At 66.4% G+C, this 17,901-nt stretch carries 20 protein-coding genes; 16 read left to right on the top strand and 4 right to left on the bottom strand.

The features are described 5' to 3' along the window. From ASD37_RS06895 to ASD37_RS06880, 4 genes are all read left to right on the top strand, one after another. Positions 1–945 carry a glycosyltransferase family 2 protein gene (locus tag ASD37_RS06895; protein ID WP_082569958.1) on the top strand — a complete coding sequence of 315 codons (945 nt, stop codon included), beginning with the start codon at positions 1–3 and terminating at the stop codon, positions 943–945. 101 nt (positions 946–1,046) lie between these two features. After that, a complete protein-coding gene (locus ASD37_RS06890; RefSeq protein WP_056549370.1) occupies positions 1,047–1,619 on the top strand; it encodes a TetR/AcrR family transcriptional regulator in 573 nt (190 codons plus the stop codon). A 127-nt stretch (positions 1,620–1,746) separates the two neighbouring features. Further along, on the top strand, positions 1,747–2,115 hold the full coding sequence (locus ASD37_RS31355; RefSeq protein ID WP_056549368.1) for a hypothetical protein: 369 nt from the start codon (positions 1,747–1,749) through the stop codon (positions 2,113–2,115). Continuing rightward, positions 2,115–2,537: an ester cyclase gene (locus ASD37_RS06880; RefSeq protein WP_056549365.1), complete on the top strand. Its 423-nt coding sequence runs from the start codon at positions 2,115–2,117 to the stop codon at positions 2,535–2,537. The genes ASD37_RS31355 and ASD37_RS06880 overlap by 1 nt, the downstream gene beginning before the upstream one ends. Before the next feature lie 23 nt (positions 2,538–2,560). Here ASD37_RS06880 and ASD37_RS30840 read toward each other — a convergent pair whose 3' ends face one another. After that, the gene (locus tag ASD37_RS30840) at positions 2,561–2,716 is read right to left on the bottom strand and encodes a hypothetical protein (protein WP_235567982.1); all 156 of its coding nucleotides are present in this window, start codon (positions 2,714–2,716) and stop codon (positions 2,561–2,563) included. Between the two features lie 150 nt (positions 2,717–2,866). Between ASD37_RS30840 and ASD37_RS06875 the strand changes: the two genes are divergently transcribed. Next, positions 2,867–3,106: a hypothetical protein gene (locus ASD37_RS06875; RefSeq protein ID WP_056549363.1), complete on the top strand. Its 240-nt coding sequence runs from the start codon at positions 2,867–2,869 to the stop codon at positions 3,104–3,106. Beyond that, positions 3,103–4,113 (top strand): hypothetical protein, encoded by a 1,011-nt coding sequence (locus tag ASD37_RS06870; protein WP_056549361.1) that lies wholly within the window; start codon positions 3,103–3,105, stop codon positions 4,111–4,113. The genes ASD37_RS06875 and ASD37_RS06870 overlap by 4 nt, the downstream gene beginning before the upstream one ends. Here ASD37_RS06870 and ASD37_RS06865 read toward each other — a convergent pair. Further along, positions 4,091–4,777 (bottom strand): HD domain-containing protein, encoded by a 687-nt coding sequence (locus ASD37_RS06865; protein ID WP_056549359.1) that lies wholly within the window; start codon positions 4,775–4,777, stop codon positions 4,091–4,093. The genes ASD37_RS06870 and ASD37_RS06865 overlap by 23 nt on opposite strands. Before the next feature lie 98 nt (positions 4,778–4,875). Between ASD37_RS06865 and ASD37_RS06860 the strand changes: the two genes are divergently transcribed. Beyond that, positions 4,876–5,877 (top strand): GlxA family transcriptional regulator, encoded by a 1,002-nt coding sequence (locus tag ASD37_RS06860; RefSeq protein WP_056549356.1) that lies wholly within the window; start codon positions 4,876–4,878, stop codon positions 5,875–5,877. On the opposite strand, the gene ASD37_RS06855 is transcribed toward ASD37_RS06860, so the two are convergent. Beyond that, a complete protein-coding gene (locus ASD37_RS06855; RefSeq protein ID WP_156720725.1) occupies positions 5,849–6,475 on the bottom strand; it encodes a hypothetical protein in 627 nt (208 codons plus the stop codon). The two genes, ASD37_RS06860 and ASD37_RS06855, sit on opposite strands and share 29 nt — an antisense overlap. A 148-nt stretch (positions 6,476–6,623) precedes the next feature. Here ASD37_RS06855 and ASD37_RS06850 point away from each other — a divergent pair, with 148 nt between their 5' ends. Together ASD37_RS06850 and ASD37_RS06845 are read left to right on the top strand one after the other, a co-directional pair. Then, positions 6,624–7,124 carry a hypothetical protein gene (locus ASD37_RS06850; protein WP_082570011.1) on the top strand — a complete coding sequence of 167 codons (501 nt, stop codon included), beginning with the start codon at positions 6,624–6,626 and terminating at the stop codon, positions 7,122–7,124. Then, the gene (locus ASD37_RS06845) at positions 7,121–8,491 is read left to right on the top strand and encodes a hypothetical protein (protein WP_056549353.1); all 1,371 of its coding nucleotides are present in this window, start codon (positions 7,121–7,123) and stop codon (positions 8,489–8,491) included. Before ASD37_RS06850 ends, ASD37_RS06845 begins: the two co-directional genes overlap by 4 nt. 7 nt (positions 8,492–8,498) lie before the next feature. Here the strand turns inward: ASD37_RS06845 and ASD37_RS06840 are convergent, their stop codons facing one another. Continuing rightward, positions 8,499–10,160: a sigma-54-dependent Fis family transcriptional regulator gene (locus ASD37_RS06840; RefSeq protein WP_304438702.1), complete on the bottom strand. Its 1,662-nt coding sequence runs from the start codon at positions 10,158–10,160 to the stop codon at positions 8,499–8,501. 331 nt (positions 10,161–10,491) lie between these two features. Between ASD37_RS06840 and ASD37_RS06835 the strand changes: the two genes are divergently transcribed. The 7 genes from ASD37_RS06835 (at position 10,492) to groL (ending at position 17,742) form a co-directional block, all read left to right on the top strand. Further along, a complete protein-coding gene (locus ASD37_RS06835) occupies positions 10,492–12,117 on the top strand; it encodes a methane monooxygenase (RefSeq protein ID WP_056549349.1) in 1,626 nt (541 codons plus the stop codon). Between the two features lie 73 nt (positions 12,118–12,190). After that, positions 12,191–13,237: an FAD-binding oxidoreductase gene (locus tag ASD37_RS06830; protein WP_056549347.1), complete on the top strand. Its 1,047-nt coding sequence runs from the start codon at positions 12,191–12,193 to the stop codon at positions 13,235–13,237. A 24-nt stretch (positions 13,238–13,261) separates the two neighbouring features. Continuing rightward, positions 13,262–14,368 carry an aromatic/alkene monooxygenase hydroxylase subunit beta gene (locus tag ASD37_RS06825; protein ID WP_056549345.1) on the top strand — a complete coding sequence of 369 codons (1,107 nt, stop codon included), beginning with the start codon at positions 13,262–13,264 and terminating at the stop codon, positions 14,366–14,368. Continuing rightward, positions 14,365–14,721: a propane 2-monooxygenase effector subunit MimD gene (mimD, locus tag ASD37_RS06820; protein WP_056549343.1), complete on the top strand. Its 357-nt coding sequence runs from the start codon at positions 14,365–14,367 to the stop codon at positions 14,719–14,721. The genes ASD37_RS06825 and mimD overlap by 4 nt, the downstream gene beginning before the upstream one ends. Further along, on the top strand, positions 14,718–15,764 hold the full coding sequence (locus ASD37_RS06815; protein ID WP_056549341.1) for a zinc-binding dehydrogenase: 1,047 nt from the start codon (positions 14,718–14,720) through the stop codon (positions 15,762–15,764). Before mimD ends, ASD37_RS06815 begins: the two co-directional genes overlap by 4 nt. Before the next feature lie 35 nt (positions 15,765–15,799). Continuing rightward, a complete protein-coding gene (locus tag ASD37_RS06810; protein ID WP_056549339.1) occupies positions 15,800–16,063 on the top strand; it encodes a hypothetical protein in 264 nt (87 codons plus the stop codon). A 32-nt stretch (positions 16,064–16,095) separates the two neighbouring features. After that, positions 16,096–17,742 (top strand): chaperonin GroEL, encoded by a 1,647-nt coding sequence (gene groL, locus ASD37_RS06805; RefSeq protein WP_056549337.1) that lies wholly within the window; start codon positions 16,096–16,098, stop codon positions 17,740–17,742. The last annotated feature ends 159 nt before the right edge of the window (positions 17,743–17,901 follow it).

Raw genomic sequence — 17,901 nt, 5'->3', positions numbered from 1 at the left:
ATGGAGGGTGGGGTGGACATCAGCGTGGTCATACCGGTCCGCAACGGGGGGGATTACATAGGGAAGCAGCTCAACGCGCTATTGGCGCAGAAGTCATTCGCAAAGTTTGAAGTCGTGGTTGCCGACAACGGCTCGACGGACGACACCGCTCAGATCGTGCAGAAGGTCGTGAGTTGCGACACGCGGGTGCGCCTGGTGGACGCCTCTCGCGGCGTCGGAGTCAACGTCCCCCGAAACGTGGGCGTTCGGGCCGCCCGAGGCAGCCGCATCCTGCTGACCGACGCCGACGACGTAGTCCATGCCGGCTGGATCCAGGCGTACTGGAAGGCGTTCCGCAACGGCGCTCACACGGCTGGCGGCTCACTGCACCGCGTTCTCGCCGACGGCACGGTGTTGGCCAAGGAGTCCAAGCTCTACACGTGCAGAATGTCGGAGAGCGCCTACGCGAACGGTACGAACTGCGGGTTCACCCGCGAGGCGTATGACGCCGTTGGCGGCTTCGACGAGAACTTGGCCGGCGGCGGCGACGAGATCGACTTCTTTGCGCGCACCTCGCGAATCGGCTACCGAATGACCCTCGTCCCAGACGCCGTCGTCGACAAGCTGCAGCACACCGACCTGTCGAAGGTCTTCCACCAACACTTCAACTTCGGCCGTGGCGAGGTCAGCGTGGCCAAGAAGTTCCGGCCGCGGATGGTCTGCTCGCCGGTCGCTGCGGTCGCGGGCGTGCAAGCCGCCATCTGGTTCCTGCTGTGGGCCACTGTCGGACGAGTGCCTCGCGTGCGGCGCAAGGCCGTCATGATGTTGGGACTGTCCTTGGGAATCTTGGTCGAGGAAACCCGCGCCCTTTCCGAGGTGGCGGAGCAGCACGTGTCGCGTCCTCCTGCACCAGGAGGCGCGATCGCCCCTTGGGCGAATCGGTCGCAGAGTTCACAGATCGCCTGATCGTCTCCTCCTATGTCCTGGAATCGGCCGACGTGGCCCGTGTGTCGAGTCGCGATTCGCACACGCGGGACCAATGATGTCCTGGTCCGTACCATGACCCCATGGCACGACCGCCGGAGTTCGACCGCGCACAGGCGTTGGTCAAGGCCCTACATCTGTTCTGGGGCAAGGGCTATGAACGCACGACGGTCCGCGATCTGACCGAAGCGATGGGCATCTCTGCGCCCAGTTTGTACAACTCCTTCGGGGGCAAGAAGGAGCTGTTCGACGAGGCCGTCGCCGAATACACCGATTCGCCGATGCGCGTCATCCCTCCTGGCCTGCAGGAACGGACCGCACGGGCCGTCTTCGCCAAGATCCTCGACATCGCCATTCGCGAGTACTGCAGCGACACTCAACCCCGCGGGTGTCTCGTCATCTCCGACCCGGTGCTGATCGACGAGCGCGAACTGGGCCGCGAGGCGATCCGAAAGCGCTTGCAGCAGGCCCACGATGACTGCGATCTGCCCGCCGACGCCAGCGTGGGCGCACTCACCGACTACGTCGACGTCGTCCTGCGTGGGTTGTCCGCCATCGCGCGTGACGGTGCCGACGCCGACGCCATGCGCGCCGCGGCGGACGTGGCACTGCGGGCGTGGCCGCGAGCACGGCGCCGGGCGACGCGCGACTCCTGAGTCGACGCGGACTGCCCGCCCCGCCCTGCCGACGCCCGCAGGGTATGGTTTTGTCAGTGTTGTTACAGAACTCGTCGGGCGCCGCTCGTGCCTCGTCCGCCACCATCGCAGGAGGACCGCAGAACCCATGACCGCCTCTATCGAAGAGCTCATGCACGACAACCTCCTTGCGGTATTCAACGAGCGTGACGACGCCAAGCGCCAAGCCGCCGAGCGGCGAACCTACGCGGCCGACGTGAACTGGACCGACGCCGAAGGTGTCATCACCGGTCACGACGCCTTGGAAGCCAAATGCGTTGGCCTGCAGACGGGTATCGGCAGTCTCCAGTTCGAATCCGTCGGCCCGGTCCACGTTTTGCCCGGTTTCGGCTACCTCGCCTGGCAGCTCGTCGACCCCGCCGGGGGCGATCCGGCGATGACGGGATTCGACGCCGCGGTCGTCAAGGGCGGGGTGATCACCGACCTGTGGACAGTTCTGATCCCAACGCAGCAGTAGTGAGTGGCCCAGCCGACGTCGTCCGCCGCAACGTCGAGGCGGTGCAGAACGGCGGTGACTTCGCCGTCTTCGACGAGATCTTCGCCGACGACTTCGTCGACCACACGCCGCAACAGGGGGTACCGGCCGACAAGGACGGCGTCCGAATGCTCTACACCGGACTACGCGCCGCCTTCGCCGACTTTCATGCCGAAATCCATTGGCAGACAGTCGAGGACGACGAGGTAACCACATTCAAGACCTATCATGGTACTCACGCCGGCGACTTCCTCGGGGTGCCCGCCACCGGCCGGAAAATCCAGTTCGACACCATCGACGTCTTCCGCGTCCGTGACGGCAGACTCGTCGACCACTGGCGTATCGCCGACTTGCTCGGACTGCTGATCCAGCTCGGCCGGCTGTCGGCCGACACCGCCCTCTGACCGCGCAGTGTGTTTGGGTTCCTTTAGGTGAGCTGATCGTCGCTCGCGCGGTGGGCGCCTTGCGTGTCGGGGAGTTCGTGCCTTCCGTTACTGACGCTACGCCGACGCCACCACAGCGTGATCGCGCCGAGCGCCACCACCCCGGACAGCACCAGCGCCGGCCCCACTAGCGCCTGCACCAGCCAGATGCGTCGCTGAGTTCTTGTGACCGTTCATCGAGCGTTCCGCAGTCGGGTCAGCGATTCCATGCGTCGCGTGTTGCCCGTCTTGGTCATGGGGAAACCTAGCCGGACCATGACGACGCCCGGCGACGATGGTAGGAATCTGACGTGACGGAGACGAATGCAGACGGTGGCGCGGTGGCCGCTCAAGCCCTTGCCGAGACGCTCGGCGAGGAGCCGCCCGCCGCGGTCGGCGCCCTCCCGGACGAGGTTCTGACTCGGCTGGCCGGTCAGATCGAGGACGCCAGCCGCCGGCAGGCCGCGGCGATGGAGGCCGGGGTCAAGTCGGCGCTCAAGGGCGTCCCGCTGCCGTTGCGCCGCGTGGTCCGCAAGGCGCTGCTCGGATGACGGCGCCGCGTCCCGAGCTGGTCGCCATCGGCCGGGTCTTGGGCGTCGAAGTCGACGAGTTACACGGTCTGGACGGGGTTTCCGAAGACGACCTGCGCGTGCTCCACGGCCAGATCGCCAATCGCCTGTCCGCCGACAAGCGTCGGAGATTCGCCCGCGTTGCCGCGCTTGCGCAGTCGATTCCCGGTCCGATCGCGGGGCGGCTGGCCGAGAAGTTTCTGCCACCGGCGGGGGGTGCGCTTGCCGCGGAGTTGCTCGAGCCTGCCAAGGCGCGCGACCTCGTCGGGCGGGTGTCTCTTGCCTACCTGGGGGACCTGGCGATCGCGTTGGACCCGGTGCGCGCGCAGGACGTCGTGCGGGCGATCCCGGCGGCGCGGGTCGGTGAGGTCGCGCAGGAGCTGTTCAGTCGAAAGGAGTACGCGGCGATGGCGCGATTCGTCGGGGCCGTCGAGGTGGACGCGCTGTTCGCGACCCTCGGCGTCGCGACGCCCCACGACCTCCTCGCCGTGGTGCCGCTGTTGACCTGGAACGACAACCTGGATCGGGTCATCGCCGAGCTCCCCGAGGAGCAGATCCAGCAGATCGCTGCCGACCTCGACGCCGGCGAACTCGCCGAGTTGGCGCTTGCGCTGGACCCACACCGGTTCGGGCCCATCGTGTCGGCTGTGCCGGTGGGCACGGTCGCCGACATCGCGAGCGCTCTGCTCGAGCGCGGCGAATACGCGGCGATGGCTGGATTCGCCGGTGTGATAACTCCCGAGATGCTTTGTGCCGCAGTCGATCAGGCCACCGACGGTCAACTCGCCGGTGTGGTGGCCGCGGTCGCCTCCGGGGAGATGTGGGCGGAGTTCGACCACCTCGTCGAGGGGCTCGACGACCGAGGTCGCGGCCGACTGCGCACCGTTCTCGGGGCCGCACCGCCCGACGCGTTCGCCCGGCTGCAGGCAGGTGGCCCACTCGGCGCCGAGGCCACCGAACTGGTCATCACTGCGGCCGCTCTGCGCTGACCGCGGCGCGATCGTTCCACCCCGCCGCCTCGACGAGGTCCCACCAGCTGACTGGCGCCTTCTCCGGATACACGAGTGCGTGCACCTGGGCCGGGAAGGTCAACGGGGGAGCCTTGGCCGGATTGCGATCCGCTTGCCGGGCAATGATTTCGACGAGCGCGGAGCCGAGGTCGTGACGCGGCCAGGCGGCGTGCACGCGATCGGCGAAGCCCGCGGGAAGCGCGTCGCGGAGGGTGCCGACGATGTCGGTTGAGATGCCCATCTGTGCGGCGGCCGGAATGGGTCCGAACCGGTGGGCCATCCCGACGCTGGTGTGCAGCGCGATGGCCGTCCAGACGGCCTCGATCCGAGTCGCGTCGACGTCATGCGTTCTGAGGAACCCTGCGGCAGCGTCCGCCCCGTCGACCTCGAAGCGCTGATCGCCGTTCGCGTGATCGGTGGCGCCGAGGTCGTGCAGGACGCAGGCGAGGAAGAGCAATTCGTCGTCGTGATCGTCGGGTATTGCGCTGGTGCTCAACAACTCCCGGGCGAAGAGGTAGCTGCGGACGGTGTGGTTGTAGACGACGTCGGGGGAGACGTCGTACGACAGTTGGCGCGCCGCGACTGCGACTGCTGAATCGGGCAGTCCGAAGCCTGCGGCGGACGTGTCGTCGGGGATGGTCACGTGGGGCCTCTCGTCGATGGCGTGCTGACCCAACTGTGCGGTGCCGCGGCAACAATGGCGAGTGGCCAGATAGCCTCATGTCGCTAAGATCTGGCCACATGATCGTCTGCGTCCTGGGAAGCGAGCAGGTACTCGGCTTCGAGCTGATGATTCCCGGGCAGGTGTTCGGGATGGCCAACGTGGCGTTGGCCGAACTCGGGTGCGAGAAGCCGCGCTACGACGTCCGCATCTGCGCCGAGAACCGTGCGTTCAGCACGACCACGGACTGGGGTGCGGTCGACATCCGGACACCGTTCGGCCTCGAGGAAGTCGCCACCGCCGATGTCGTCATCGTGCCGGGCACCAAGAACTTCCTCGAACCGCCCGCTCCCGTGATTCTGGAGGCGCTGCGCGCGGCATTCGACGGCGGGGCGCGCATCGGCGCGATCTGCGTCGGGGCGTTCGTCCTCGCCGCCACTGGACTTCTCGACGGGAGACGGGTCACCACTCACTGGCAGTGGGCCGACCACTTGGCGCGACGCCATCCCGAGATCGACGTCACCCCTGCCGCGATGTTCGTCGACGACGGACGCATCCTTTCCTCTGCCGGCGTGGCCGCTGGCCTGGACCTGTGCCTGCACCTCATCCGTCAGGACGCCGGACCCGAACTGGCGGGCCGCACCGCCAGGCGGTTGGTGTTGCCCAGCTGGCGCGCGGGAGGGCAAGCCCAGTACGTGGAGTCGACGGTGCCACAAGATGATTCGCTGCCGCTTCGGGCAACCATTCGGTGGATGCAGGAGAACGCGTTCGAGCCCCTAGATCTTCAGGGCATCGCGCGCCACGCCTCGATGAGCGTGCGTAGTCTCAACCGGCACTTCCGCGATCAACTCGGAACCACTCCGCTGACGCTGCTGCTGCAGATGCGGGTCGACCGCGCGCGCCACTTGCTCGAATCGACGACGCTACCGATGAACCGCGTCGCCGAGCAGTCCGGATTCGCCTCGCATGCCTCGCTGCGCCACCACTTCGTCCGCGCCGTCGGAGTCCCGCCGCACAAATATCGGTCCAGCTACGTGAGCGACGACGCCGCCGTCAGTCGACGGCGGGCAGGCCCGCTCTGAGGGCAACGGTCTGCTTCTGTCCGATGTCGATCACCGTGTCGAGCGGCGTCACCGCCCCGAGCGTGGAGTAGAAGTCGATGCGGACGAGCGCCCGGTCCTGCCGAAAGACCAGTGCCGTGGCCGATTTGGTGCCGTCGGGGGTGACGCCGCTGACCGCGACCCCGGCGTCTCCGACGGGGACCGGCACGGGAGGTTCGCTCGAGGTGACGGTCTTGAGGTTGGCGATCGCCTTCGGAAGCTCGACGGGTGCGGCTGACGCCTCGTCGAGCAGGACGATCGTGGTTCCCACGGCGTTCGTGCCGTCATTGCTCGTGAGCATCACCTCGGCACCCGGAATGCCCGAGGGGTTCAGCGTCGCCGGCTGAGGCACCGAGTAGCCCGCGTTGGGGAGCACCATGTCTTGGGGCTGCAGCAGCAGGTCGCGATAGTCGTAGGGCTTCGGGGCGGCGGTCGTCGTGGGTGTGGTCGTCGTGGTGGCGGCCGTCGGCAGGCCGACTGGCGACGACACCGGTGGTTGACCGGCGCAACCGGCGAGGAGTGCGACGGCCGCAATCGGCGACGCGGCGAGCCCAATCCATGGGGCTTTCGGCGGGATCACGGTCGCCAGCATCGCACGTCGGGTGGTGGCGCGCCGCCTCGGTCCACGAGCGGTTGCCACCGGGATTGCCGTCACCGCACCGGCGAAGCAGTGCGAGACTTACACGGTGCAGTACGTGCCGCCTATCGGCGTTTTGGGAGATCTTCCGGTGCGCGACTTCGTCGTCTCGCCTGGCTTTGCCGGGCTCATGGCATTGGTGGCCGCGATCGTCGCGGGCGGTGCCGTCCTCCATTCGTCGAGACGAGCCCGTCAGCGATTCGAGCAGCGGCGTGACGAGCAGGACCGCCGCCACGATCGCGCCCGCGACGAGGCGGACAAGGCTCTGGCGTGGGAGCGGTGGCAGTGGGTGGTCGAGAACGCAGGGCTCGAGCCCGCGGTGAGCGAGGGCGCCACCCTCGGGCTCGGGCCCGCGGTGACCCTGGAGCTGCTGGGTGGTTTGCTCCGCGACGCCGACCGGCTCGGCGACGAGACCCTGGCCAGGGCGGTGGCGGTCTACCAGGAGCAGCTGGTGCTGGTGCTGGCACAGCAGGCAGGTCCGGTGTCCGACGTCGCGGCGACTACCGCGCCGACGTCAGAGCCTGAAACAACCGCCCTTCCAACGCAATCCGAACCGGTACGGGAAAGTAGTGGAGGTCGTCGACGCCGATGACGACTACTCGTCAACACATCGAGGACCTCGACGTCGACCGGTGGGCGACGTTGACGCGACGCGCGGCGGCGGACGCAGTCGCAACCGCCGAGCGGCTGGGGATGCAGCCACGCGCCGAAACGGTCGCCTTGGCTGCGATGAGTGAGCGTGACCTGGTTCGACACCGTGAGCGCAACGGGACACCCGTACCTCGCAGGTCGCTCGCGATGCAGGTCGTCGAGGCCGATCATCTGCGCAGCGTGGCCGAGGAGCGGGCGCGCGTGGCGCATCAGGGCCGGCTGGACGCCGAGGCGGCGGCCTCGCTCGCGCGCGCCGAAGCCGAGGAATCGGCCCGCGCTGCCGCGGTTGCGGGTGAGCGGGTCCGCGCGGTGGAGGCGGAGTCCGCACGCAAGGACGCCGAAAGCAGGGCGGAGCGGGCGGCCGATCAGAAGGCGACCCTGCAGGCGCGAACGGAAGTCGAACGGGTCCACGCTGCTGCGGCGGCGGAGGCGGTTGCGGCGGAGGAGAAGGTTCGCGCCGCGGAAACGCGTGCCGCCGAGCGGAGCGCCGAGCGGACGGCCGAACGAGCGGCCGGCGAGGAAGCCGCCCAGCTACTGCACGCCGAGATCGAGCGCGCCCGCGCCGATGCGGCGGCCGAGGTGGCGGCAGCCGAGGAGAAGGCTCGAGCGGCGGAGGCACGTGCCGCTGAACGGAGCGCCGAGCGGGCTGCCGAGCGGGCGACGGCGGAGGAAGCCGTGCAGCGGGTGCGCCACGAGTTGGAGAAGGTGCGCTCGGAGGCGGCCGCCGAGGTGGCGGCGGCGCGCGGGAAGGCGACCGCTGACGTGGCCGCCGCGCGCGAAGTTGCCGAAGCCGAGACCGACGCCGCGCAGAAGGCTGCCGCCGCCGAAGTCGCCCGCTGGGAGGAGCACGCCCGTGACATGGAGCGGTGGGCGCGAGCCGAAGTGTCGACCCAGCTGTTGACGATTCCCGTCCCGCCGTTCGAAGTGCGGTCGCGCGCCGGGTCCGTCGAGAGCACCATCGACACGCTCTATCAGATCGACCACGTGCTGGAGGTCGCACTGAACGGCGGCAAGTCGTCGTTCGTGCCCGACCGCGACTTCACGCTGAACCTGATCTTGAAGGTGCAGGAGCAGGCCGAGGAGGTACCGCGTGAATTGGCGGCCTTGATCACGCGGTACTCCGATGAAGCTCAGGTGGCTGCGGCCGCCGGCTATGCCGTGGCCGCCGGGGACGCCTTTCGCGCGCTTCTTCAGCGCGTCGACGCCGCCGTCCACCGGCTGGGAACGCGCTTCCGCAGTCCCGATGCGGAGATCATCGAGGGTGCGACCGCCATGCTCGCCGACCTACGGGCGAAGGGCGTGTACTAGACCGCGGTCACACGTCGATGCCGAAGTCCTTGATCTTGCGGTAAATCGTCGCGCGGGACATGCCGAGGGCCTTCGCGGCTTCGGCCTTGTTGCGGTCGTTCTCCGAGAGGCTTCGTACGATCGCGTCGCGTTCGATTGCTTCGAGGCGGGTGAGCTTGCGCCTGCTCACCGAGCGGCACTCGTTGGGGAGCTGGTCGATGCCGATGACGCCGGAGCGTTGACGGGTTACCGTCTGCGCCAATACGTTACGCAACTGTGCGATGTTGCCAGGCCACGGCAGCCGGCTCAGCTGCCGCATCGCCGCGGAGTCCAGGCGGGCCTGCCCGGGCGTCAGGTCCGCAAGCAGCATGGGGACGAGTTGTTCGAGATCTTCGATCCTGTGGCGCAGGGCCGGGATCGTCACGGTGTGGGTGAAGAACGGCAGCACTAGCGCGTCCACGAGTGGTGAGTTCCGCTCGGAGCTCGTCGTGGCGGCGATCCACCCTCGGCCCGCGCGCGCCTGCATCACGGCGGCCAGCGGCTCGAGCACCTCGTCGCCGAGCTCGTCGACGTTGGCGACGATGACCGCGAAGTCGGAGGAGTCGGTCTCCGATTCGAACGCGGCGACGAAGTCGTCGGCGCTGCCGAAGTCGTCTTCGCGCAGGATGGCGACACTGCGCTCGGGGGAGACGAACTGTGCGACCGATTGCCCGAGTTGCGTTCTCCCCGAGCCCCGTTCTCCTTCGAGCACCACCCATTCCCGGTCGCGGTAGCACCGTTCGACCTGCTGACAGCTACGGCGGAACGAGCTGCTTCGCCCGGCCAGACCGGGCACCGACTGGCCGCCTCCTCGGACCGGGGTGCTCGCGGTGACGTGCACCGAGACGTGGAACACCACGCTGTCGTTGCGGATCCCGACGGCGATGCGGTCGGCCACCGATATCTTCACCGACACACCGCTGGGCAGGGAGGCGACGGTGGTCGACGTCAACGAGGCGCGGGTCATGTCCGCCGCATGGTCGAGAAGCACCGTCTGATCGGCCGCGTCGAGCGTTTGGCGGAGGTAGGGATTCATCAGCACGACGTCGCCACCGATCGCCAGGACTCCGGCGGGATAGCGACGACTCTGCTTGAGATAGGCGTCGAGCAACGCCGTCTCGGTTTCGTTCTTCGCCGCATTCATGCGGTCCTCGATCTGGCTGCCCGCGCTCTTGGCGAGGACGAAGAGCAGCGGATCGGCCTTGTCCGCCCAGCAGGTCAGGTCGATGACGCCGACGATGCGCCGGGTGATGGGTTCGCGGATGGGCGAGCCGGCACATGCGAGGCGACCCAGGGTTCCTACGTAGTGCTCGCTGCCTTGGATAAACGCCGGCCGCCCGGTCTCCAGGGCGGTTCCGATGCCGTTGGTGCCGGCGAATTCCTCGGCGTAGCTGTATCCCCGTGCCAGGCGCACGTCGTCGAGCATTCGCTCGATGGTGGAATTCGGCGCGATTCGGTCGAGGATGAGGCCGTCGGCCGAGGTCAGGACGACGCTCACCGCCTGCTCGGAGAGATCGTCGGCGATGCGCCGCAGAATCGGTGCCGCGGCATGTGCCAGCGGGGTGTCGGTGTCGGGGTCACGCAGGTAGGGCAACTCGACACGGTCGGGGTGGACGTGGAGCTCGCGCGACCGGCGCCACGAACTGAGCACGTTCGGCCTTACGGCGTCTTCGTTCAACGGTCCGGCGGTTAGGAACTGTTCTCGGGCTCGGCTGGCGTCTAGCACGATGTCGTCATCTTTGACCACGGTGGCTGTACCTCGGTCCTGCTTTGGGCTGCATCGAAGTCTATGGACGATCGCAGGTCATGGCGTCTCATTTTGAGATTTCTCGTCCGCCGCGGGGGCCGGCGTCGGGTGCTGCTCACGCCGATGTGATCTGAGTCTCAAAGTGAGACCCATATGGGGCTCGTCACAGGGTTCCATCGGTGACGCGTCGTCCCCAGCCCGGCGGATGACTGGCCCATCTATCAGGAGACTCACGTTGAGTAGACAAAGCCTGACCAAGGCACACGCGAAGATCAGTGAACTGACCTGGGAGCCGACGTTCGCCACGCCGGCCACCCGTTTCGGCACCGACTACACCTTCGAGAAGGCTCCGAAGAAGGATCCGCTCAAGCAGATCATGCGGTCCTACTTCTCGATGGAGGAGGAGAAGGACAACCGCGTCTACGGCGCGATGGACGGCGCGATCCGCGGAAACATGTTCCGGCAGGTGCAGCAGCGCTGGCTGGAATGGCAGAAGCTGTTCCTGTCGATCATCCCGTTCCCCGAAATCTCGGCGGCGCGGGCGATGCCGATGGCCATCGACGCGGTACCCAACCCCGAGATCCACAACGGGCTGGCCGTGCAGATGATCGACGAGGTACGGCACTCGACGATTCAGATGAATCTCAAGAAGCTGTACATGAACAACTACATCGACCCGGCCGGGTTCGACATGACCGAGAAGGCCTTCGCGAACAACTACGCGGGCACCATCGGCAGGCAGTTCGGTGAGGGGTTCATCACCGGTGACGCGATCACCGCGGCGAACATCTACCTCACCGTCGTCGCCGAAACCGCCTTCACCAACACCCTCTTCGTGGCCATGCCCGACGAGGCGGCGGCCAACGGCGACTACCTGCTGCCGACGGTGTTCCACTCGGTGCAGTCCGACGAGTCCCGGCACATCTCCAACGGCTACTCGATCCTGCTGATGGCGTTGGCCGACGAACGCAACCGTCCGCTGCTGGAGCGCGATCTGCGCTACGCCTGGTGGAACAACCACTGCGTGGTGGACGCCGCCATCGGCACGTTCATCGAATACGGCACCAAGGACCGTCGCAAGGACCGTGAAAGCTACGCCGAGATGTGGCGACGCTGGATCTACGACGACTACTACCGCAGTTACCTTCTGCCGCTGGAGAAGTACGGCCTGACCATCCCGCACGACCTGGTCGAGGAGGCGTGGAAGCGCATCACCGAGAAGGGCTACGTGCACGAGGTCGCCCGGTTCTTCGCGACCGGCTGGCCGGTCAACTACTGGCGCATCGACACGATGACCGACACCGACTTCGAGTGGTTCGAGCACAAGTACCCGGGTTGGTACTCGAAGTACGGCAAGTGGTGGGAGGCCTACAACCGCCTCGCCTACCCCGGCCGCAACAAGCCCATCGCGTTCGAAGAGGTCGGCTACGAGTACCCGCACCGCTGCTGGACGTGCATGGTGCCCGCACTGATCCGCGAGGACATGATCGTCGAGAAGGTCGACGGGCAGTGGAAGACGTACTGCTCGGAGACCTGCTACTGGACCGACGCCGTCGCCTTCCGTAGCGAGTACGAAGGCCGCGACACCCCGAACATGGGGCGTCTCACCGGCTTCCGTGAGTGGGAGACGCTGCACCACGGCAAAGACCTCGCCGACATCGTCTCCGATCTCGGTTACGTCCGTGACGACGGAAGGACACTCGTCGGTCAGCCGCACCTCAACCTGGATCCGTCGAAGATGTGGACCCTGGACGACGTGCGCGGCAACACGTTCAACAGCCCCAACGTGCTGCTGAACCAGATGTCGGACGCCGAACGCGAAGCACACGTCGCGGCTTACCGCGCCGGCGCAACGGTCTAATCCACACGATTTGTGGAGTGTGAGCCGCGCTCCCCGCGGCTCACACTCCACAAATCCCCGCAAAGGAGCCTTCATGGCGGATTCACACAAGATCACGTTCGAGCCCGTCAACCTCGAGATGGAAGTCAACGAGGACGAGAACATTCTCGACGCCGCCTTCCGCCAGGGCATCCACCTCATGCACGGGTGCCGCGAAGGCCGCTGCTCGGCCTGCAAGTCCTACGTTCTCGACGGCGAGATTCAGATGGAGAACTACTCCACCTTCGCCTGCAACGACTCCGAGGTCGACGACGGCTTCGTGCTGCTGTGCCGCTCACATGCGTTCAGCGACTGCACCATTGAGCTGCTCAACTTCGACGAGGACGAGCTCCTCGGCGGGATCCCCATCCAGGACGTCCGCACCCAGGTGCTGGCCGTGGAGGCCATGACGCGCGACATCGTGTCGCTGCGGCTCAAGCCGGTCGAACCCGGCAAGTTCGACTTCAAGCCCGGCCAGTATGCCGACGTGCACATCCCCGGCACCGACGAGCACCGCTCTTTTTCGATGGCCACCACGCAGGCGTCGACCGATCAGGTCGAGTTCCTGATCAAGAAGTACCCCGGCGGCAAGTTCTCCGCGCTGCTGGACGGCGACGTCAAGGTCGGCGACGAGATCGCCATCACCGGCCCCTACGGTTCGTTCACGCTCAAGGACGGCCACGTGCTTCCGGTTGTCTGCATCGGCGGCGGCGCAGGCATGGCCCCGATCCTGTCGCTGCTGCGCCACATGCACGAAACCGAGAACACCCGGCCGGTGCGGTTCTACTATGGCGCACGCACCGCCACCGATCTGTTCTACCTCGACGAGATTCTGGAATTGGTCAAGGGGCTCAACGACTTCCGGTTCATCGCCTGCCTGTCGGAATCCGCCGAGGGAACCGTGCACGACGGTGTCACGGTGGAGGAGGGCATGGTCACCGACGTCGTCGCCCGCCACGAAGAGGCGATCGCCAAGACCGAGGTGTACCTCTGTGGCCCGCCGCCGATGGTCGACGCGGCGCTGGTCTTCCTCGAGGCCAATTCCGTCCCCAAGGACCAAGTCTTCTACGACAGCTTCACCAGCCCGCTCTTCGATCAGTAGACAGCCCACCCGAAAGGAATTTTGATGTCAGCCCCCGAAAAGCCCAAGGAACGCAGCTTTCCCAAGATCGAGTTCACCGACTCCGAAGCCGGAGCCAAGGTGTTCCCAAGTTCCAAGAGCCGCAACTACTCCTACTTCAAGCCGGCCAAGCTGCGCGCCACCATGTACGAAGACGTCACCGTCGACGTGCAGCCCGACCCCGACCGTCACCTCAGCCAGGGCTGGGTCTACGGCTTCGGTGACGGCCCCGGGGGTTACCCCAAGGACTGGACCACCGCCAAGTCCTCCAATTGGCACGCGTTCCTCGACCCGAACGAGGAATGGAATCAGACGATCTTCCGCAACAACGCCGCGGTCGTGCGTCAGGTCGAGTTGTGCCTCAAGAACGCCAAGCGGGCGCGGGTGTACGACAGCTGGAACTCGGCCTGGTTGACCTTCATCGAACGCAACGTCGGAGCGTGGATGCACGCCGAGAACGGGCTGGCGCTGCACGTCTTCACCTCCATCCAGCGATCGGGTCCGACGAACATGATCAACACCGCGGTGGCCGTCAACGCCGCACACAAGATGCGCTTCGCCCAGGACCTCGCGTTGTTCAACCTGGACCTCTCCGAGGCCACCGACGCGTTCGACGGAAGCGCCCACAAGGCGGTGTGGCAGGAGGCGCCCGAGTGGCAGCCGATCCGCAAGGTCGTCGAAGAGCTGACCGCAGTGGGGGATTGGTGCCAACTGCTGTTCGCCACCAACATCGTCTTCGAACAGCTGGTCGGTTCGTTGTTCCGCAGCGAGCTGGTCATGCAGATCGCGGCCCGCAACGGCGACTACATCACCCCGACCATCGTGGGCACCGGTGAGCACGACTACGACCGCGACCTCAACTACACCCGGAACCTGTTCCGGCTGCTGACCCGCGACGAAGAGTTCGGTGCCGCGAACAAGGCCCTGTTCGCCGAGTGGCTGGACATCTGGGTGCCGCGCTGCCTGGAGGCCGCCCGTGCGCTGCAACCGATCTGGTCGACTCCGGCCGACAAGGCGGTGACCTTCGCCTCCAGCTTCGACGCCGCGATCGCCAAGTTCACCGCCCTGCTGCAAGAAATCGAGCTCGACATCCCCGAGGAGTTGTCCAAGTGACCATGCAATTCGGCTCAGCCACCGAGTTTTCCAACATGTGCGGCGTCACCCTGATGAACACGCCGATCGGCCGTGTCGTCGCCGAGGTGATGGGCGCCAAGGAAGGCGTCGAACTCACCGAATACCCGTCGATGATCCGCGTCGACGGTGTGAAGCTGCTGAACTTCGACTACGACGAACTCACCGAGGCCCTCGGCGAGGAGTTCGACGGCTCGATCTTCGAGGAGATCAGCTCCACGCACTACGGACGGATGGTGCATCTCGACGACAAGACCATCCTGTTCGCCAGCCCCGAGGACGCCGCCGAGTACATCGGCTTCGACCTCACCGCGACGTCGGGCGAATCTTCGTGAAGGCGCTGGTGTTCCACGGCCCGGGTTCGAAGTCGTGGACCGACGTTCCAGACGCGCAGTTGGTCGACCCGACCGACGTCGTGGTCCGCGTCGACACGACGACGATTTGTGGGACCGACCTCCACATCCTCAAGGGCGACGTCCCGGCGGTCACCGCCGGGCGCGTCCTTGGACACGAGGCCGTGGGAACCATCACCGAAATAGGTTCGGCCGTAACCGATTTGAAGGTTGACGACCGGGTTTTGGTGCCTGCCATCACCACCTGTGGCAAATGTGGACCGTGCCGCTCCGCGATGCCGTCGCACTGTGCGACGGTCGGTGGGATCGGCTGGATCTTCGGTCACCTGGTCGACGGCACTCAGGCCGAGCTGGTGCGGGTGCCGTATGCCGAGACCAGCGTGCACGTGCTGCCCGAGACGGTGACCAACGAGGAGGCGATCTTCCTGGCCGACGTCCTTCCCACGGGCTTTGAAATGGGCGTGCAGAATGCGGCCGTCAAGCCGGGGGACTCGGTCGTGGTGGTCGGCGCCGGGCCCATCGGGCTGGCCGCGATCAAGACGGCCGGGTTGTACGGTGCCGCAACGGTCATCGCCGTGGACATCTCGGAGTCCCGGCTCAAGCGGTCGATCTCGTTTGGTGCGGACATGACGATCAACAGTGAGCGTGAAGACGTTCGGGCGCGTGTCCTGGAGATGACCAACGGCCTCGGCGCGAACGTCGCCATCGAAGCCGTCGGCATACCCGAGACGTTCGACGTGTGCACCGAGTTGGTGCGTCCCGGCGGTCGCATCGCCAACGTCGGTGTTCACGGAAAGCCGGTGACGTTCCACCTGGAAGACCTGTGGATCAAGAACATCACGTTGACGACCGGTCTGGTCAACGGAACCACGGTGGGCACCCTCCTGGAACTGTTGGCGCACGGGAAGATCGACGCCGGAGCATTCGGCACCCATTCCTTCCAACTCGACCAGATGGTCGACGCGTACGAGGTGTTCGCCAATGCCGACACCCACGACGCCTTGAAGGTCGTCATCTCCCGGTAGCCCGTCACAGTCTCGCCACGAAGGAACAGCCCATCATGAACGCACGTGACGAATGCTCCGTCGACGACGAGTCGTCCTGGCTCTCTATGCACGCCGCGGCGATGGAACGAGCCATCACGGAACTGCTGAGGCAGAAACCCATGGACGTCGACCGCATTGGGCACCTGCTGCTGCGCGACCTACCCGAGGGCGGCGAGAAGGTGGCACTTCTGCGTTGCCGGTTTGCGATCGGGTTGAGCAACTGTCCCAACAGCAGGGTGCTGATAGGCGACCGCGCCCGCGCCATCCTCACCCCCTGACATACCCCTCAACCGAAAAGGAATTCATCGCCATGGCCAAGGAACTTCGCTTCAACTCAGACGCCCGTGCCCGGCTCGAGCAGGGCGTCAACGCCCTCGCCGACGCGGTCAAGGTCACCATCGGACCCAAGGGCCGCAACGCCATCCTCGAGAAGCTGACCGGTCCGCCCACCATCACCAACGACGGTGTCACGATCGCCAGGGAGATTCAGCTGCGCGACCCGTTCGCCAACATGGGCGCCCAGTTGGTGAAGGAGGTGGCGATGAAGACCAACGGACGGGTCGGCGACGGCACCACCACCGCAACGGTTCTCGCGCAGGCCATGGTGCGGGAGGGGCTGCGCGCGGTGGAGGCCGGGGCCAACCCGATGCGGGTGCGACGCGGCATCGAACGTGCGGTTCCGGTCGTCGTCGAGGCGTTGCGCGAGAACACCGTTCAGGTTCGGGTCGGCGATCTGCATCGCATCGCCTCCCTGGCCGCCAGCGACGACGAGGCCATCGGCGACGTCATCTCCCGCGCCATCGAGCACGTCGGACTGAACGGTGTGGTCACCACCGACGAAAGCGACGTCCCGGGCATGGACGTCAGCGTCGTCGACGGCATCGGATTCGACCACGGCTACATCTCCGGCTACATGATCACCGATCAAGAGCGCATGGAAGCCGTGCTCGACAACCCGTTGATCCTGTTGACCAACAAGAAGATCAGCCAGGTTCAAGAGATCATGCCGACCATCGAGGTGGCCAAGCGCGCTGATCGACCGCTGCTGGTCGTCGCCGAGGACGTCGACGGTCCGGCGCTGCAACTCCTCGTCGGCGGGAACATGCACAAGACCATGCAGTCGGTCGTCGTGCGCGCACCCGGCTTCGGTCATCGTCGCGTTGCCGAGCTCGAGGACCTCGCGGTGGCGCTTGGCGGGCACGTCATCGCCAAGGACACCGGCATCGAACTCAGCGAGATCACGCGCGAACACCTCGGGTCGTGTGACCGGGTCACCGCCACCGAGGACGACACCACCCTCATCGGAGCGCACGGCGAGCAGCACATGGTCGACGCGCGAGTCGCCCAACTCGAGATGCAGCGTGAGCGCGCCAAGCTGGACGCCGATCAGGACATGCTCGACGTCCGCATCGCACGGCTGACCGGCCGGGTCGCGGTCATCCGCGTCGGCGGTGCGACGAGCGTGGAGCTCAAGGAACGCATGCTGCGCGTCGAAGATGCGCTGGCGGCCACCCGGGCCGCCCTGGAGGCGGGCATCGTCGCCGGCGGTGGCACCGCGCTGGCTCAGGCGCACCGCGCGTTGAGCATGACGGAGCTGGTCGGGGACGAGGCCGTCGGGCGTGACGTGGTGCGCCGCGCCTTGGCCGAGCCCCTGCGGTGGATCGCCATCAACGCGGGATTCGAAGGTGACGACGTCGTGGACGTCGTCGTCGACCTCCCGCTCGGACATGGCTTCAACGCCATGTCGGGCGAATACGGCGACATGTTCGACGAGGGCATCATCGACCCGTTCAAGGTCACCCGCGCGGCGCTGGAGAGTGCGGCATCCATTGCCGCACTGCTGATCACGACGGAGACCGCGATCGTGGAGGAGATCATCGGCCAACCCGGCTCGATCATGGCCCCCGGGTTCGGGGACCTCGCAGAGGGCATGGTCCGCCCGTCGAACATCTACTAGGCGGCGGTGCCGATCTCCTAGAAGGGGACGGCGCTGGCCAAAGAACCTGAGGTGCACCCCGCTGCCCTGCCTGGCTCGCGGGGTGCACTTCGGCATGGGTCCGTCCAGCTCTCCGGACCGCGCGATCTTGGCTGATGCCTGGCTACAGGTCTGCCTAGA

The sequence above is a fragment of the Mycobacterium sp. Root135 genome (genome assembly GCF_001426545.1).
Classification (GTDB): Bacteria; Actinomycetota; Actinomycetes; order Mycobacteriales; family Mycobacteriaceae; genus Mycobacterium.
The sequence above is the reverse complement of the archived record's forward strand: the minus strand, read 5'-3'. Positions and strand labels throughout refer to the sequence as shown.

Coding starts and splice junctions, on each gene's coding strand:
- ASD37_RS06895 (WP_082569958.1), top strand. CDS start 1: ATGGAGGGTGGGGTGGACATCAGCGTGGTCATACCGGTCCGCAACGGG.
- ASD37_RS06890 (WP_056549370.1), top strand. CDS start 1,047: ATGGCACGACCGCCGGAGTTCGACCGCGCACAGGCGTTGGTCAAGGCC.
- ASD37_RS31355 (WP_056549368.1), top strand. CDS start 1,747: ATGACCGCCTCTATCGAAGAGCTCATGCACGACAACCTCCTTGCGGTA.
- ASD37_RS06870 (WP_056549361.1), top strand. CDS start 3,103: ATGACGGCGCCGCGTCCCGAGCTGGTCGCCATCGGCCGGGTCTTGGGC.
- ASD37_RS06860 (WP_056549356.1), top strand. CDS start 4,876: ATGATCGTCTGCGTCCTGGGAAGCGAGCAGGTACTCGGCTTCGAGCTG.
- ASD37_RS06845 (WP_056549353.1), top strand. CDS start 7,121: ATGACGACTACTCGTCAACACATCGAGGACCTCGACGTCGACCGGTGG.
- ASD37_RS06830 (WP_056549347.1), top strand. CDS start 12,191: ATGGCGGATTCACACAAGATCACGTTCGAGCCCGTCAACCTCGAGATG.
- ASD37_RS06825 (WP_056549345.1), top strand. CDS start 13,262: ATGTCAGCCCCCGAAAAGCCCAAGGAACGCAGCTTTCCCAAGATCGAG.
- ASD37_RS06810 (WP_056549339.1), top strand. CDS start 15,800: ATGAACGCACGTGACGAATGCTCCGTCGACGACGAGTCGTCCTGGCTC.
- groL (WP_056549337.1), top strand. CDS start 16,096: ATGGCCAAGGAACTTCGCTTCAACTCAGACGCCCGTGCCCGGCTCGAG.